An 18,316-nucleotide genomic window follows, 5' to 3' on the forward strand; every position below is an offset into this window, starting at 1 on the left:
TTATTATAACGCTTAAACTAGAGAAAAATCAATTTGTCTTGAATGTAAATCAGTTTGAATAACTTTAACTTTAACTTTATCACCCACAAAATATTTTTTCCCTTTTTCGCGACCAACTAATGCGAGTTCGCTTTCATTGTATAGATAAAAATCATCATTCATGTTGATAACTCTAACTAAACCATTAATTGTGTTTTCTAATTCAACAAACATACCATAATTAGTTATAGTTGATATAAAACCATCATATGTTTCTCCAATGTTTTTAGACATATAAACACAAAACATATGACTATTGATAGTCCTTTCGCAAGTCATTGCTCTCACTTCATTTAAATTAATTAATTCACAAATTTCACGAAGCTTAGCTTTTAAAGCTTGACGTTGTGGTTCGGTGTAACCTTCACGATCATATAAAAACATTCACAATAAACGATGAACAATTAAATCAGCATATCTGCGAATTGGAGATGTGAAATGAGTATAAGTTTGACTACCTAAACCAAAATGAAAAGTATTATCTAAACTATAAAAAGCTTTAGCCATCATTCTAAGCAAAAGAATATTAACAGTTTTTAAATTTGGATTATCCTTATTGTAATCCAATCAATTTTTTATTGTATTACTTTTAATATCTAAAAAGTTACCAGTAATTTTGAAATTTAAATTTTTAGTTTCTTCTGCAAATAATTTAAGTTTTCTTTGTGTTGGTTTAGGATGCACTCGATATATAAAGGGAATTTTATTTTTAATTGCTATTTGAGTAACAGATTCATTGGCACAAACCATAAAATCTTCAATCATTCTTTCTGCTTCGCCATGTTTCTTAACTAAAATATCAACTGGATTTTTTTCCTCATCCAAAACAATAATTGGTTCTGGCAGTTCCAACTCCACATAACCCCGATTATGTTTGTAAGTTCTCAAAATTTTAGCTAAATCTTTAGCATCTTTTAGCATTTGCTTAATTGAAACAGAATCATTAGGCAAACTTGTTTCATCCTTAAAAAAATTATTAACTTCTTCATAACTAAAACGGCGCTTGCTTCTAATTTGAGCAGGATATGATAAATTTTCAACAACCTCTCCGTTTGATTTAATTTCAACTTCACTAATTAAAACCATCTTATCTTCATCAGGATTTAAAGAACATAAATCATTGGATAATTTTTCTGGAAGCATCGGAATTACTTGATTTAAAAAATAAACTGAAGTAGATCTTTTAAATGCATTTTTATCAAGTTCTGAATTAAAATCAACAAAATGTGAAACATCAGCAATTGCTACAATCAACTGATAATTACCATTATCTAATTTTTTAACATAGATGGCATCATCTAAATCTTTGGATGTTGCAGGATCAATTGTCACAATATCTAAATGAGTTAAGTCTTTGCGAATTTTGTTTCTAGCATGATTTGTTTCAAAATTTAACTTATTTGCTTCCTCTAAAGCTTTATTGTCAAAATCAAAATCAATACCTAAATCATAAACAATTGAATTTATATCAACACCAATATCAATTTCATTGCCAATTATCTTAATTAATGAAGCAATAGCTTCATTTTTTTCTGGAAAAACTTCTTTCAATTCAAATAAAATTTTGTCATTTTCTTTTAATTCTTTATACTCATTGTCTAAACTAACAGACAAATACATTTTTGGATCATCAGGATAAACAAAATACTTGCTACCATTATATGTGTACTTACCAACATATTGTGTTTTAGTACGTTTGATAACTTCTAAAATCATTGCATCTTTTAAATCGCGATTATCTTCTTTGTCTAGAGGAGCAAATTTGACAATATCACCATTTAAAGCTCCATTTAAATTTAATGAATGAACAAAATAAGTTGCTCTTTCATCATTTTCTAAACGAATAAAACCGCAATTTTTAGACCCAATTGAAACAATTCCTTCTTGAATTTTATCTAATAAAGGAGGTTTATTTTCATATCCAAGGACCAATTTATTATTTTTATTAAGTTGGCGCAACAACCCTTTAGCAATTAATCTATCAATTGCCTGATAAATTTTTTGTTTGCTCTTTACACCAAAATTATTATCTAATAAACGAACCATAATTCCGGGCGGGACTGGACGTCCATTTTCTTTTTTTACAAGTTCTAATATTTGTTCTTCAATTGGTTCTAGCTTAATCATTATTGTTTCCTATTTATATGTATTTATGTTTTTTCATTAAGTAAAGTGAAATACCAAACCAAGAACTAAAAAAGCAATCATAATAATAAACATTAGTATTTGTAATATTTTAATTAAGCCGCGATCTTTAGTTTTCTTAAAAATTTCTAAATCCTGACCAGAAAGTGATGCCAAACCACCAGTACTACCTGAATTTGACAACAACAATCCAATAATCAACGCGATTACTGACATAATAAACATTATTACTTCAATTGCATTCATAATTTAACTACTTTATCATAAACAATCTTCAAATATTTAAAGTTTATGTAATTCTATTATAATAAACAAATAATTTTACATTTAACTAAAGCATTTAAAAGTAACTAAATTAAAATTAAAATATGAAAAGATTTTCTGAACTTTTGTTAATACCAAGAAATCATTTAAAATTTAAATTCATTAAGAATATAAAAAAATATGAAATAAATCCAAAATATCAAATAATTGATTTTTATTGAAAAAAAGATCAAAAAATATTTAAAAAATACAATTCAATAACATTTAATAAAATAACTTTTCAATTTGAATTTAAAAATAAATTAGATAAAAGTAAAAAAATAATAATTGATGGTAAATGAATGGAATTAAAATATTATTATCATTTTCTAAAATTTCATGGTTTTAAGGTTTTTTTACTTAAATAGAATTTTTCTTTTTAAGATCTGCATATATTTGTTTTATTTTGTTTGTTAAATATCAAACATTACTTTTAGAAAAAGTTTTTTTTAATTTTTTAGACATTTCTAAGGAGATATCATGAAGAGAAAGCTCACTATGTTTTAGTCTTATGTTGCAATAAAGTTTCAAATTTGCAGAAAAATTATTATATTTGTTTGTAGTTTTAATATATTTAATCATTTGAATAATTTCATTAGATGATTTAGATGCTTTTTGTAAATTAGAAATATCTAAATTATTTAATCTACGCATATTATTTACAAAATCACGTTCAATTCTTAAATCCTCAAATTTAAATAGCGTTTCAGTTAAATTCATAAACTTTAGAATATCAGCAATTACTTCAGACTTTTTTATGTACAAAATATATTTAGCTCTTCTATTCAAAATATGATTTTTTTTATTATTTGTAAATATTTTTAATATTTCATTAACAAGAACTAAATATTCATAACTAAATGATTGAAATTCCAAATGATAATTTCCATTATAGGGAGAATTAATACTTCCGCCACTTAAAAATGCACCAATTAAGAAAGCACTAGCCAAATTATTAGCGCTAAAATCAGTAGTAAATTTGTATAAATCTAAATCTGAAATAATTTGTTGAAAATTACCAATAAATGAAATCTCATATTTACGTCTCGAAACAGAATTATTATTTTTTTTAAAAGAAATTTTTAAGTCTTTAACATCATAAAGTTTTTTTAAATTTGAAATAACAAAACGTGCAATAAAAGAAAAATGTGTTTTAATTGATCATATTTCTTGTCCAGATATGTTTTTTTTGGACATATTGTTTAGTAAAAAAGATTTAAGAAAAAATTTAGCCTCATTAATAGAAAAATTTAAATGACAAAGTTCACTTTTAACTAGTTTACTATAAGTTTCTTTCATTGTTAATTAAATTGGTTAGATAAATATTCTTTTACATTTAAAGCTGCAATCGTACCATCATTAACTGCAGTAGAAATTTGGCGATATTTTTTAGAAATGCAATCACCAACTGCATATAATCCAGGTATTTTTGTTTCCATTTCTTCGTTGGTTAAAACATAACCTAATTCATTAGTTATTTTCAAATTATTTAAAAAACTAGTTGCTGGAATGGCCCCTATGTATGGAAAGACACAATCCACATCTAAAGTCACCAAGGAGTCATTTTTAACTGATCTAATTGTAAAAGAACTAACTTTAGAATCTCCATTAACTTTTTCTGGAACATAAGATAAATAAAATTCCACATTTTTAATTTTTTTAAGTCTTTCAACATTAAAAGCATCAGCCCGAAATTCATCGCGACGATGAACTAAATAAACTTTTTGAACAATATTTGACAAATAAATAGTTTCATCTACAGCAGCATTGCCTCCACCTACAACTGCAACAACTTTATTTTTGTATAGAGAACCATCACATATTGCACAATAACTTATGCCCTTGTTATAAAATTTTTCTTCACCAGGAGTTTGCATAGCTTTTTCATTACAACCTGTTGCAATTATTACTGCTTTGGAAAAAACAGTTTCACCATTATTTAAATACGATAAAAAATAATTGTCAGACTTTTCAATGGAAATAACTAAATTATATTTTATGGGTATTTTTAAATTATTTATTTGATTAAACATTTCAATGCTTAATTCAGGTCCAGTTTTAGATAAAATGCCTGGGTAATTTTCAATAATTCCCGTCTTAATCATTTTTCCGCCAGGAGCTTTTGCTTCAATAATACAACATTTAAGGTTTGCTCTAGAAGCATATATACCAGCTGCCATTCCAGATGGACCTGAACCTATAATTACAAGGTCAAATAAATTTTGAGTACCTGAAATTGAAAACATGAGATAGAAAACTCCATAAAAAATAAAACCAACTAACTTCAACATAAAATAATTATTTTTTATGCAAATATTTAATTGGTTTCTATTTTAATATATTAGAAAAAAGCTAAACTTTTTTTATTTAATCATTGTCATTATTAGGTTTGTCAGTTTTCACTTTAACAACCTTAGTCTTTGATAAACCATAAATTATAGCACCAATAACTGGTGGAATAAAAAAGAAAGGAATAAATCAAAACCAACTTTTTAAATTAAAAATTTTAATCAATAAATAAGGAATTAATCCAACAACAACTCCTAAAACTAAAGCTCCCATGAAGCCTCAAAAAGTTATTTTATCATTAGTTTTAATTTTAACTTTTTTAGACATAATCTCTCATTTCTAAAATACAATATTTTAGATATTTTAAAAGAAATATATGAAAAATCAATATGTGGCAAAATTTGTTGGTATATAATATTGTCTATAGATGAATAAATATTCAAATTATTTATTCTACATTTAAGTTCAATTTAACAATCATTTTTACTTAGGAGAAAATATGTCAAGTACTAATTTATGGACTGAATTATGTAAAGATATTCCATATTCACCAGCTTATGCTATTTCTCATCTTTTAGATCCAACCATTTTTTATTTTTTTAATGAAAATAGTACAGATACAAGTAAATTAACAATCTATTTAATCTATGATTCAACTTTAGACAATGAAAAATTACTAATTTTTGATAATGGTGTAGGTTATGGAAAAGAGGATTTAGAACAAATAGTTGATTTTCAACATTTAAAGGCAAAAGGATGGAAACAGTGGGTACGCGCAATACAATGAATTAGTAATGGTGCAAAAATTTATTCAAAAAAAATTGAAGATTCAGAAACTTATCAATTAGTTTTATCAACTATAAATAATGATTTAATTGTTGATCCACTAAAAGCATATGGTGCTAAAGAATTTATTTCGAGGACCAAATTTGGTAGTGGTTCATTACTTCAATTAAAAATAAGCAAAAAATGAAATATTTTAGAATATTCACAAATTGTTGCTCATGTAAATAGAATATTCCAAAAATATGTTAATTTAGATAAAATTGAATTTAAAGCTGTTTATAGAATAAATAACAAATTCTATGATTGTTCTAGATTAGATGTACAACCAGAAATAGAAACTTATAGAAAAGCTTTGGCTCTTAATCCGATTCAAAAACCAAAATTATTTGTCAGTGAAAGTAACACTAAAGGATATATTACTATTGATGAATCCATTAATTTTTCAAATTATAAAATTGGAATAAAAGGGTTTGTTGGTATACTAGATAAACCAAACTCTGATATTTCTGGAATTTATTGTTTCAATGCAAATAAGTTAGTCCGTGGAGCATTGACAAATACAAGTTTAAAGCCAAAAGAAATTTTTGGTTCACTAGGTAATATTGAATATAGTTCTATATATGGTGAGTTAGAGTTTAACAATATTCCATTGAGCATTACTGGTGACAATTTCATTTTAACTGAGGAAGAATATGAAACAATTGTAAATCTATTAATTTCAATAATTGGTAAACAAGGCGATACAAAAGAAGTTAATAAAATCACAACACAAATTAATACTGAGTATGCAACTACTAATATTCTTAATTCCAAAACAATTGAACAAAACTTTGATAATTCTGAAGAAAATGTAGAAACCATTGCTGAATCTATGCAAAACACTAAAACAATTATTGATTTGCAAGTGGAAACTGTGAAACGAAATAAAAAAGAAACTAATATTTATTCAATAAAAGATGAATATGGTAAAGATTATAAAATTCAACTAATACCAGCCAATAATAAAGAAACTAGTGGTTGTTGAATTAAAAAGAAATATGGAAATGATGGGTTGATTATTGTGTATCTAAATCAAGAACATCCTTTCTTAAAACCAATAGTTGCCAATAGTAAGCGAACCTACAATACATTTTGTGAATTTGTAATATATTACATAATGGCAGAAGAAAGAGCACTTATCGAAGGTGCAGGCGTTGATGAATTAAAATTTTTAATTGATAATTATTTGCGCAAAGGAAATTAACAAATGGATATTGAATTTGAAATTAAATCTTTAATTTCACAATTTGGTAGTTCTAATCATCAAGAACAATTTGTTAAATATTGCAAATCAACCGGAATGGATGATGAATCAATTAATAAAATTCAAAATAAAGCTAATAATATAATTGAAACTTTAGGAAAAACACCTAAGGGATTAAAAGCTTTGCTAGTGGGAAAAGTACAATCAGGAAAAACAAGCACTTTTTCTGCTTGTATTTCCAAAGCATTTAGTTCCAATTATGATATTGCAATTGTTTTATCTGGTAGAGATAATGTTTTGAATAAACAAACATTTGATCGTTTAAAAAAAACATTTACAACTGATGATTTTTCAACAGGAGTAAATGTTTATCAAATTAAAGAAATCATTGCTAGCAAAGATAACAAAACCTTCATTGATGAATTAAATAAATCAATTTTAAATAACAAAAAAACAATTTTTGTAAGTTTAAAAAACCAACAAATTGAAAAATTAATTGAACTTTTATCTGTTCCATTATTTCAAAAAACCAAATTTTTAATTATTGATGATGAAGGAGATTTAGCATCTTTTAATACATCAGAAGATAAAACTAATGAATCTTTTACTTACAAATTAATTAAAAAAATGATTGAAACTTTTGGTATTAATGCTACTTTTATATCAGTAACAGCAACGCCTCAAGCTCATATTTTATTATCTCAGCATGATGCAATAAAACCTGACCATATATTCACAATTGATCCTGGAGATGCTTACATGGGAATTAATGAATTTTTTGGGATTAATTATGAAAAATATATTATTGAAGTTTCAGATAACGAAAAACAAGCAATTGAAAATGAACGCGAATCTACTCCAGAATCATTTAAACTTGCTATTATTCATTATTTAGTTGCTGCATCTTTATTTCATATTCAAAATAAAAAAATACAAAAAACTGCCATGTTAGTGCACACGGCAAAAGAAATTTTACGTCATAATATGATTGCTGATAAAATTAATTCCTATAAAAAATCATTAGAAAATTTTTTAAAAATTTCAGGTTCTAGTGAGAGTGATAAAATAATTAGCAAAATTAAAGCTGTATTCAAATCTTATGATACAAATATTGAATGGTCAGATTCGTTTGTTAAACTATTTGTTAAACACTTACAAAATACATCAATTAATGTTGTTAATTCTGAAATTGATGATCCATTATATAAAGATACGCCCAATAATATAGTGGTTGGTTCTGCAATGATTGAACGAGGCGTTACCTTTAATAATTTATTAACAACTTATATTACTAATAGAGCAGAAGATGCGATAGCTATTGATACTGCATTGCAACGTGGTCGTTGATTTGGATATCGAAAAAAATATTCTCATCTAATGAGAATATTTATGCTTAAACATTTATTTCAAAATTTTAAAGAACAAATTTTAAATCATGACAATTATTTATGAAATATTCTAGTTGATGCAGAAAAAAATAAATTACCATTTAGCAAAATTGAAAAACGATTACTAATATCTAGTGATGATTTAATTGCAACCCACAAAGTTAAACATAATAGAATTGTATTTGATAGATATTATTCTAAAAATAATTTAAACAGAACTTCAAATGAGCGTAAATATATTGAAAACATTTTTAATAATGTAATTAATGATTCACATATTAAAGATATTCAAGTTGGAACAGGAAATATCTTTAGAATGATCCATAATATTGATATTAAAAAATTTAATGAAATTTTTAGTTTACCAAGTCATGTAGAAAGTATATCGTTAGCATTAAATATGACCCTAGATAATTGAAATATTTTTTACAATGAAATATTACCAAAATTTGATAACAAAATAACTATTGCAATTATGGATAATAATTTAACTATATCTAAAATTAGAAAAAGAAATATTAATGAAAATGGAAATATTGAATTATTTCAAACCAAAAATACTTCAGGAAATAAATATGTAGGTGATAGAGATTGAAATAAAGTAGAAGAATTTAATCAAAACATAATTTTTCAAATTCACAATGTTTATGTTGAATCAACTCATAGACTACAAAAATTTATTGCTATGGTTTTGCCAGAAAAAATTATTACAGACTATGTAACAAGTAATTATAAATAATAAAACTTTATACTACTTAATTGCTAAGTTTGCTATTAACAAAATAACAATTATTAATCAACCTAAAAAGATAAGTAAATATTTTAAGTTTATAGAAGATAATTTATTTTTGCTTTTTTTATTCTTTGTAGATGGAATATTGTTAGGTAAATTTTCATTTACATCTAAATTCATTTGATTATTTGTATTATTTTTCTTAGATAAAAAATCACCTACATTATTTGAATTTTTATTCAATTTAGATGAATTTAATATATTTGTATAAAAAAAATTAGAAGTATTATTATGAAGTTTATTAGATAAATCTTTTTCAGTTATTTGATCTATGTTGTTTAATATTTCATTAACATTAATTGGAATATTAACTTTATCATTAATTATTTTTTTCTCATTCTCAGAAGAAGAAAAATTGCTCAAAGCATTTAAATTATTAGAAATCAAGTTATCCTTAGTTTTTAAACTAATTTCTTTCTGAGGTATTTGTCCACTAGTTAGATTGCTTGAAATATTTTCTTTAGTAAATAAATATTCTTGTTGGCTATTTTTTCTATCAACAAAAATATGTTCAGTGGGTTCTTGACTACTATTTGTTAATTGAAAATTATTTTTTTTTGAAAATAATGTATTTAAATTTGTGCTTGCATTTTTATTTTTTTCAGTAATAACATTATTAGTATTTTCATGTGCACTAAACAATAGTTTAGCATCATCATTCAATAAATTATTATCTTCAAATTTATTTAAAGAAGTTAATTTAATTGACTTATTTATATTCTTAGTATCTGAATTAAATTTAGAATCAGTACTATTCAAATCATCATAAAAATCAGTATTCATAAAAATCTCTTAATAAAAAGTTAAACATTTATAAATTATAATAATGAACTATAATATTTAAAAAAATTTCAATCTAAATTTACACTTAGAAATAAATAAATTAATAATTTTAATGCATTATTTCGTTTACAATTTTTCACCTTCGTCATATGGAAATAAAAATAAAAACAATTCCAAATATTATAGCAATTATATTTGCACAATAATCAACTTGAGTTTTATCTAAAATGCTAGATAAATTACTAGATGAAATTGCAATACAAATTACACAAAAAATAATTTGAATTAAAAGCAAAATTAAAATAATTTTTCTAGGTATCTTATAATTGGGTATAAACCAAATTATGAAAACAAAAAATAAAAAAATTCAAGGTAAAATTAAATTAAAAAGCATATAAATTAAGATAAAAAACTATTTGAATTTAATAAATTATCTACTTTTCTATTAACTAAAAACTCAAATCTTTTTTCACGAATTAAAATTATTTTAATTTGATGCTTATTAGTAATTTCATCAGTTTCAATTATTTTTTTTATTTCATGATGTAATAAATTTAATTGTTCATCTAAAATAACATCTGGTTTAACAATAATTCTTAAAATTCTTCCAGATTGAACGGCAAATGCTTCTTGGACACCATCTATAGATTTACATAACTCTTCTAATTTTGTTACTCTTTTAATAAACTCATTTAATGAATCACTACGAGCTCCAGGGCGAGCAGCAGATAATGTGTCAACAACTTTAACCAAAGCTGAGTACATATTATCAGGTTCAACTTTATTGTGATGGGATTCAATGGCATTACATATATAATCAGGTAAATAATATTTTTTGGCAATAGCTAAACCAGATTCAACATGATCATAATTTTCATTAAAATCTATAGATTTACCTATATCATGAAAAAAAGCTGCACGTTTTGCTTTTTCAAAATTAATTCCAATTTGTTTAGCAATAATTTCTGCATATTTTGCAGATTCAATACAATGATCCAAAACATTTTGACCATAACTTGTTCGATATTTTAATCTACCTACATAAGGATAAATATCTGGGTTAATATCAAAAATTTGTAAATCTTCTTCTAAAGCTTTTTTGCCGTCAGCAATTAATTTATTCTGAAAATCTTCTTTAACTACTTGATAAAGATTTTCTAATTTACTTGGTTCAATAACCTTTGATTGAAGCATTAAATTAAATAAATTAACAGCAATTTCTCTTCTAATAGGATTTGCAGAGGAAATTGTTATTTCTGAAGTTTTTTCAACAATAATATCTGTTCCTGTTAACTTTTCAAATAAATGTTTATTTCTACCATGTTTTCCAATAATTTTACCCTTTAAATTTTCATCTTGAATAGGTATTGTAGACAATGAACGTTGGGCAATCATTTTTTCAGCAATCAATTCCATTGCACTAATCAAATGATTTTGTGCATAAGACTCTAATTCACTATTAATTTTATTTTTTTCAAAATTATAAATTTCTGCTAATTCAGATTTTGATTGTTTATATATATTGACCATTAATAATTTTTTGGCTTCTTCTATAGATAAATTAGATATTTTTGATAAAACTTTATTTTGTTCATCTAATATTTCATTTATCTTATTTAAAGAAATTGAATATTTGTTTTTCAATTCTAATAATTCTTCATACAAATGATTTACATCCTGTGTTTTTTTGTTTTCTTCATAAAATGATTCTAAATAGCAATTATTAATTGAATTATTTTTTAATAAATCAGATTTAAAATTTGAATTTTTTAGATCATTATTTATTTTATTTGTGTCAGTTAATTCATAAAATTCTTTATTATCACTTGTTTCAGAATGAACACCATCATGGTTGTGTGTTTTACATTCTTTTTTCCTTTTAAAATTTATAAATAGAAATATAATAAATGATATTGTTATTAAAAGAACAATAAACATAAATATTGTTATTATTAAAATGAAAAGTAAAGGATTATTTTTAATCCAATCATAGATATTATTCATAAAAACCAAACCCAATTTTGTTAATTAGAAAATAATTAACAAACTATCATTAACATTTTTATTTAAAACAACTTAAAATAAAAATATTTAACTTTATAAATATAAAAAGGTTTAAAAATAAATAAAAAAGAATTAATATATCTAATTATATATGAATTGAAAATAAAATTATTACATTTCTATTTATATAGATTTATGATAAAGTATTTTTTTTAATATACTTAGATTCAATATCCTTGAATAATTTTAAGTCATTATGCATTAATTGAAGTAAACCAGAGCGACCTTGACATAGTTTATTATTGTTATAAGAATATCAAGAACCGTTTTTTTGAATTAAATCAGTTTGAATAGCCAAATCAATAATTTCAGCAAAATAATCAACTCCCTTATTAAAATAAAAATCTAAATAAAATATTTTTAATGGAGATGATAATTTGTTTTTAACAATTGTAATTTTGGATTTAATTCCAATATTTTCATTATTTTCTTTTAATATTTCTGTACGCTTAATTTCCACTCTTATTGAACTATAAAATTTTAAAGCTTTGCCACCAGGTGTAATTTCAGGGTTTCCATAGATAATCCCTATTTTTTCACGAATTTGATTAATAAAAATAATACAAACACTAGAATTAAACATTATTGTCTGTAGTCTACGCAAGCACTTAGACATTAATCGAGGTAATAAACCAATAGATTGATCTTCAATATTTGTTTCTAACTCAGCTTTTGGCACCAATGCTGCTACTGAATCCAAAACAATTAAATCAATCATATTAGTTTTAACTAAAGCTTCAATTATTGAGAATGCTTGCTCGCCATATTCAGGATGAGCAATTAATAATTTATTTAAATCAATACCCAAATTTTTCATATAATTCATATCTAATGCACATTCTAGATCAATATATGCGGCTCGACCATTATTTTTTTGACATTCTCTAACTGCTTGTAACGCTAATGTAGTTTTCCCAGAAGATTCATTACCATAAATTTCAATAATTCTTCCACAAGGAAACCCACCAACTCCTAATGCTTTATTTAGTTTAAAACTTCCTGTAGAAATTGATTTCACATCTAACTTATCTTTGTCATTCAACAATGATAGGTTTTCCTTGCCATATTTTTTCTGTAATTCTTTTAAAGCTTCTAAATAAATTTTGTCATCATTACTACTCATAAAATTATTTCTCCATCTAATAATATAAGTTCAAAAAAATAACAAAATGAACAATTTTTTAATTAAAAATGAAAAAAACTTATTAGTTTAATTCTAATTTAATTAATAATGAAATATCAATACAAAAACAATGTAATTTCAAAAATTAGTTTGAAATTAATAAGGCAATTATTTTAAATAATTTTTAGGCAAAACTTTAGAACATATTACAAATTTATAAACAATTTACTAATATTGAAAAACAATATACAAAGAGATTTTCTAAATAAGAATAAATCAAAAAGTTAAATAATTTATAAAATTATTGGTCTTGAATACAATCAATTCCTGGTAAAGGGGAACCTTCTAGTAAAGTTAAACTTGCTCCTCCTCCTGTTGAAATAAAACTAACATTATTAGATAAACCAAGCTTATTAATAGCAGCGGCGCTATCGCCGCCTCCAATTACACTATATGTACCTTTAGATGTTAAATCCGCAACAATTTTGGCAATTGCATTTGTTCCATTAGCAAATTTATCAAATTCAAATACACCTAATGGCCCATTTCAAAAAATGGTTTTTGCATCTTTTAAATAATTACTAAACAACTCAATTGTTTTAGGTCCAACATCTAAAGACATGCAAGATGAATTGACCCATGGTTTTTCCATTGATTCTCTCCAAATTGGATCTACATTTTCAAAAACTTGAGCTCCTAATTGATCCAATGGCAAAACAATTTTGTTTGCATATTGTGAAGATAAAATTTCATTTGCAATTGGTAATAAATCTTCTTCGTAACTGGAACTGCCTACATCTAATCCTTTAGCTTTAAAAAAGGTATTAGCCATGCCTCCACCAATTAATATTTTGTCTGCTTTATCAAGTAATGCTTTAATAACTGCAAGTTTATCAGATACTTTAGCACCACCTAAAATTACAACAAAAGGTCTATTAGGAACATTAATAATTTTTTGAGAAGCTTCCAATTCTGATTGAACTAAAAAACCAATACAATTAGTTGCAATATTTGAAGCAATACCAACATTAGATGCATGTGCACGGTGTGCAGTTCCAAATGCATCATTTACAAAAACATCTGCCAATGAAGCTCAAAATTTTCCTAATTCTGGGTTATTTTTAGATTCTAATTTAACAAGTTCTCCATTATCATTAACATCATTGTAACGTGTATTCTCAAGTAATAAAATTTCTTTATGTTTTAAATTTTGAACAGCAGAAACAACAATGTCGCCAATATTTTGGTTTAAAAATTTAACAGTTGCAACATTATCCAAATATTCTTGCAATTTTTTAGCAACAGGTAATAATGATTTTTTGTTTGATAATTTATCATCTAAAGACTTGATTCTGCCCAAATGACTTAAACAAATAATTTTGCAATTTTTTTCAATTAAATATTTTAATGTTGGTAATGATGTAGTAATCCTTGAAACATCAGTAATTTCTTGGCCATCCATAGGTACATTCAAATCAAGTCTTACAATAACAGTTTTATTATCTAAATCTACTTGGTTTAATGTTCTTTTGTTATAAATCATAAGAATTACTTGCTACCATAGTATTGAATAACACGACATAATTGATTTACATATGAAGATTCATTATCATATCAACTATATAACTTATACAAAGATTTGCCATTTGCTTTAATAATTGATGTTAATAAAGAATCAAAAATAGATCCATAAGTTGAACCAACAACATCAGAAGAAACAATTGGATCTTCAGAATACATAAAACTTTCTGAAGCTGCTTTTTTCATAGCCAAATTAATTTCTTCAACTGTTGGTTGTTTTTCTAATTCAACAGTTATATCAGTTATTGAACCAGTAATTACAGGCACACGAATAGCAACTCCATTCATTTTGCCTTCTGCACTTGGAACAACTAATCCAATTGCTTTAGCAGCCCCTGTTGTTGTAGGTACCATATTATGCCCTGCTGCACGAGCTCTTCGTAAATCACTATGAGGAGCATCTTGTAATCTTTGATCAGCTGTATAAGCATGAACAGTTGTCATTGCTCCAGTAACAATCTTAAAATTATCTTCTAACACTTTTACAACGGGTGCTAAACAATTAGTTGTACATGAAGCAGCCGAAATAATATTATCATCTGAATTAATAATTTGGTGATTGACATTAAAAACAATAGTTTTAATATCTTTATCTTTTGCAGGGGCAGATAGTAAAACTTTTTTAGCTCCAGCATCTAAATGCAATTTTGCTTTATCTCTAGATAAAAATAATCCTGTTGATTCAACGACTAAATCAATGCCTAAATCTTTTCATGGCAATTTTGATGGATCTTTTTCAGCAAATACTTTAATAATTCTTCCATCAACTAAAATATTATTATCTTCATTAATAGTAATAAAATTTGGCAAAACACCATGGGCAGTATCATATTTCAATAAGTGTGCCAATGTTTTAGCATCTGTCAAATCATTTACAGCTACAACTTCAATATTAGGATAATTCATTAAAGTTCTATAAGTTAAGCGACCTATTCTACCAAAACCATTAATTGCTACTTTTACTTGTGACATAGATGTTCATTTCCTTTTAGAATTAAAAACAAAATGATAAAAAACCTTTTGCTTATAAAAACAAAAACACTAACTATTATATATTTATTATGAAACAATTAGTTTAAAAAGGTTCTATTAAAATGTTTATACTAAAAGCATCATTTCCAGTATGAGCACTAATTAATGGCGTTATATCAGATTGCTCAATGTTAAGTATTTTATACTTTTTCAAACAATCTTTTAATTCAATTAAAGTTTTTTGAATTTTCTCTTTACTAACAAAAGATGAGCAAAATCCAATCTTTGCAATTTTATTTTTAGCAAAATTAAAAATTTTATCAAAAGTTTCCAAAGAAAATTCAATTGCCAACCTATTAGTAGGTTTCTTACCTATAATTGTATTTTTACCATCATGAAAATGTAAGATTGGTTTAATTTTTAAAATAGTTCCTAAATATGAAGCAATTTTGCCAATGCGACCACCGTTACGAGCTTGTGTTAAATCATTTAAAACTACAGTACAAGAAATCCGTTTGTGTCATTGAGTAATGTAATTTTCAATTTCAACTATTGATTTATCTTCATTACATAATTTTTGCACATCTAATATTAATCACTTCAAAGAAATTGCAATATCTTTAGTGTCAAAAACATAAATATTTTTTTTGTTTTCAAATTCAGTGTTAACAATAGTTTTCCATTGGTTGTATGTTCCTGATAACCCTGATGAAATTGGCAACATGATTACTTGATCATATTTATCAACAACTTCATTTAATACATTTATTACATCAGATGCTCTTGGCAAACTAGTTTTTACACTTCCTGATTTATTTTGTACAAAGTATTCATGAATTTCCTTACTAGATATTTCGCGACCATCTAAATATGTATCTTTGTCATCAATAGTAATTAACAAAGAAATAACCTTAATATTTTGAAATTCATTTGGCTTAATTGTAGAACTCGTATCTGTTATTATTACAGTTCCATTTCCCATGTCCACATTCCTCGTACAAAATTCATAACACCTATTAAGTATAAATTTTTATATTGTAGAGAAATGAGTTTTATTACAAAATATATGTAAATAACTAAATGTTAAGTTATGTATTACTATTTATTATCAATAGGTGGAATTTTTCCAAAATCGGAAGAACCTTTAAATTTAGGATATGTTTTTTTAATAAAACTTGGTTTCTTTGTTAAAAAATTTGCTTTAGATGGTGGAGTTATTTGAGTGAAGGTTTTAGTGCCTAAGGAATTATTATCAGAAATTATTTTAGTTGGAATGTTATTAGTTAATTGATTATTGTTAGCATTATTGTTGTTGTTGTTGTTGTTTGTTGTTCTTGATTCTAGCAATTTGGAATTACGTTGATTAATTGAAGTAATGCCATCATTTAAGGTTTTAAATACTTTACCCAATGATGAAACTAAATTATCAAACTTTTTATCTGTCAAATTCATCCTTCTCATTAAAGTTTTATGTCGTTTATTTAATGGAATTCCTATTGACAAACCCAAGATTATAACACTAGCAACAGCAATAACGGATCCAACAATAATTCATATAGCATCATTATTTGAGGCATAGTATTGTTTAAATACACCTTTATAATCAAATATTAATTCATTGTTATACCCAGGATTAGCTATTTTTAATGAAATTTCTCCTGATTTTGTTAATGCAACAGTTTTAAATTTAATATCATTATTGCCTTCATCACAATAACTAATTTGTAATTCATAATTTAAATTATCAACTTTATTATCAATCTTAGTTACAAAGATATTGAAGTAATCTTTTTGAAATTTATCGTAATTTTTTTGATATTCACTAAATAAATCATGAATTGTAACATCTTTTAATTTAGAATCTGAAGGAACATTTTTAGGTTCTATATATCAAACAGTTGAATCAATTAAATGTTTAAAAACATTTGTGTAAGTTGCACTTTGGTAGTTTCAATAATCAATTAACTCATTACTTTTTTGTGCAAATCCAAGCATTGTTTCTCCATTATAATTAACAACTTCAGTTAATCTAATAGTATCTGTATCTGCATGGGTAACAATTGCTCCAACACATTTTACAGGTAGAAGAGATCCGCTTCGATCATTTTTAATAAAAAGTTTTTTTAACTCTTCCATTGAATAATTATTTAATAAATCATTTATAGAAATATTAAATTCAGATGCAGAAAATTCATCATTGCTTCTAAAATTAGAATAACCAAAACTACTAGGATTTATTATGTTCAATAATTTAACATTACCAGTTGTCTTATTTGTCAAACTTTGAGTTGAATAAATATAGTCAACACTTCTATTAGTAATTCCATTAATATAATATAAATTACCATTTATGTTATTAGTGCCATCTAAAGAATAACTCATAGTTGAATCTAACATTGGTTCTTTGTATACAAATTTAAATTTTTTTATTGCATTAGGAAATTGAAAACTTTTAATTAAACTTAAATCAAAATTGTCCAAATTACCTTTATCTTTGTTAATAGGTATAGAAATAATTCCATCATTATTAATATAAGTTAATATATTACTAATTTCATCATAATACAAATTACCAAAATTGATATTGAAGTTTGAATTTAAATTATTGGATAAATTAGGTAGCTTAATATAAAAAATTTTATTTTCATTTGGCAACTCAATCAATAGTCCATTTGGATTTCAACCTAATGTAATTGCAATAAGATTTTCAGACACAAAATATTTACAAACAATAGGGGAATAAATATCGGCAGTATTTCCTACTGAAAATCTATAAGGTGAAAAATTCACATTTATGAGACTATTAA

Annotated in this window: 15 protein-coding genes; 3 read left to right on the forward strand and 12 right to left on the reverse strand. The window is 24.7% G+C overall.

The window, feature by feature from the left end; translation table 4 throughout:
- Positions 1–12: 12 nt before the first annotated feature.
- On the reverse strand, positions 13–2,166 hold the full coding sequence (rnr, locus tag T383_RS0101135; RefSeq protein ID WP_033159853.1) for a ribonuclease R: 2,154 nt from the start codon (positions 2,164–2,166) through the stop codon (positions 13–15).
- Between the two features lie 36 nt (positions 2,167–2,202).
- Positions 2,203–2,430, reverse strand: a complete 228-nt coding sequence (gene secG / locus T383_RS0101140) for a preprotein translocase subunit SecG (protein ID WP_033159854.1) — start codon at positions 2,428–2,430, stop codon at positions 2,203–2,205.
- Between the two features lie 122 nt (positions 2,431–2,552).
- Between secG and T383_RS0101145 the strand changes: the two genes are divergently transcribed.
- Entirely contained in the window at positions 2,553–2,855 is a 303-nt protein-coding gene (locus tag T383_RS0101145) for a hypothetical protein (RefSeq protein WP_033159855.1), read from the forward strand.
- Here the strand turns inward: T383_RS0101145 and whiA are convergent.
- From whiA to T383_RS0101160, 3 genes are all read right to left on the reverse strand, one after another.
- Entirely contained in the window at positions 2,848–3,786 is a 939-nt protein-coding gene (gene whiA / locus T383_RS0101150; RefSeq protein WP_033159856.1) for a DNA-binding protein WhiA, read from the reverse strand. The two genes, T383_RS0101145 and whiA, sit on opposite strands and share 8 nt — an antisense overlap.
- A 2-nt stretch (positions 3,787–3,788) precedes the next feature.
- Positions 3,789–4,733: a thioredoxin-disulfide reductase gene (gene trxB, locus T383_RS0101155; protein WP_033159857.1), complete on the reverse strand. Its 945-nt coding sequence runs from the start codon at positions 4,731–4,733 to the stop codon at positions 3,789–3,791.
- A gap of 121 nt (positions 4,734–4,854) precedes the next feature.
- Complete coding sequence (locus T383_RS0101160) at positions 4,855–5,103, reverse strand: hypothetical protein (RefSeq protein WP_033159858.1); 249 nt, start codon at positions 5,101–5,103, stop codon at positions 4,855–4,857.
- A gap of 172 nt (positions 5,104–5,275) precedes the next feature.
- On the opposite strand from T383_RS0101160, the gene T383_RS0101165 reads away from it, so the two are divergent.
- Positions 5,276–6,805, forward strand: coding sequence for a hypothetical protein (locus T383_RS0101165; RefSeq protein ID WP_033159859.1), 1,530 nt, complete (start codon positions 5,276–5,278; stop codon positions 6,803–6,805).
- A 3-nt stretch (positions 6,806–6,808) separates the two neighbouring features.
- Positions 6,809–8,932 carry a Z1 domain-containing protein gene (locus tag T383_RS0101170; RefSeq protein WP_033159860.1) on the forward strand — a complete coding sequence of 708 codons (2,124 nt, stop codon included), beginning with the start codon at positions 6,809–6,811 and terminating at the stop codon, positions 8,930–8,932.
- A gap of 12 nt (positions 8,933–8,944) precedes the next feature.
- Here T383_RS0101170 and T383_RS0101175 read toward each other — a convergent pair whose 3' ends face one another.
- The 7 genes from T383_RS0101175 to T383_RS0101210 all read right to left on the reverse strand — a co-directional run bounded on the left by T383_RS0101175 (position 8,945) and on the right by T383_RS0101210 (position 18,299).
- On the reverse strand, positions 8,945–9,769 hold the full coding sequence (locus T383_RS0101175; RefSeq protein ID WP_033159861.1) for a hypothetical protein: 825 nt from the start codon (positions 9,767–9,769) through the stop codon (positions 8,945–8,947).
- Positions 9,770–10,168: 399 nt separating this feature from the next.
- Positions 10,169–11,773, reverse strand: coding sequence for an HDIG domain-containing metalloprotein (locus tag T383_RS0101185; protein WP_052663952.1), 1,605 nt, complete (start codon positions 11,771–11,773; stop codon positions 10,169–10,171).
- Positions 11,774–11,966: 193 nt separating this feature from the next.
- The gene (gene recA, locus T383_RS0101190) at positions 11,967–12,956 is read right to left on the reverse strand and encodes a recombinase RecA (protein ID WP_052663954.1); all 990 of its coding nucleotides are present in this window, start codon (positions 12,954–12,956) and stop codon (positions 11,967–11,969) included.
- A 301-nt stretch (positions 12,957–13,257) separates the two neighbouring features.
- On the reverse strand, positions 13,258–14,496 hold the full coding sequence (locus T383_RS0101195; RefSeq protein ID WP_408631964.1) for a phosphoglycerate kinase: 1,239 nt from the start codon (positions 14,494–14,496) through the stop codon (positions 13,258–13,260).
- 8 nt (positions 14,497–14,504) lie between these two features.
- On the reverse strand, positions 14,505–15,509 hold the full coding sequence (gene gap, locus T383_RS0101200; RefSeq protein ID WP_033159864.1) for a type I glyceraldehyde-3-phosphate dehydrogenase: 1,005 nt from the start codon (positions 15,507–15,509) through the stop codon (positions 14,505–14,507).
- A 103-nt stretch (positions 15,510–15,612) separates the two neighbouring features.
- A complete protein-coding gene (locus T383_RS0101205) occupies positions 15,613–16,491 on the reverse strand; it encodes a DegV family protein (RefSeq protein WP_052663956.1) in 879 nt (292 codons plus the stop codon).
- Between the two features lie 116 nt (positions 16,492–16,607).
- On the reverse strand, positions 16,608–18,299 hold the full coding sequence (locus tag T383_RS0101210; protein WP_033159866.1) for a hypothetical protein: 1,692 nt from the start codon (positions 18,297–18,299) through the stop codon (positions 16,608–16,610).
- Between the last annotated feature and the right edge of the window lie 17 nt (positions 18,300–18,316).

Origin of the sequence: Mycoplasmoides alvi ATCC 29626, from assembly GCF_000701785.1 — a bacterium.
Taxonomy (GTDB): domain Bacteria; phylum Bacillota_I; class Bacilli_A; order Mycoplasmatales; family Mycoplasmoidaceae; genus Mycoplasmoides; species Mycoplasmoides alvi.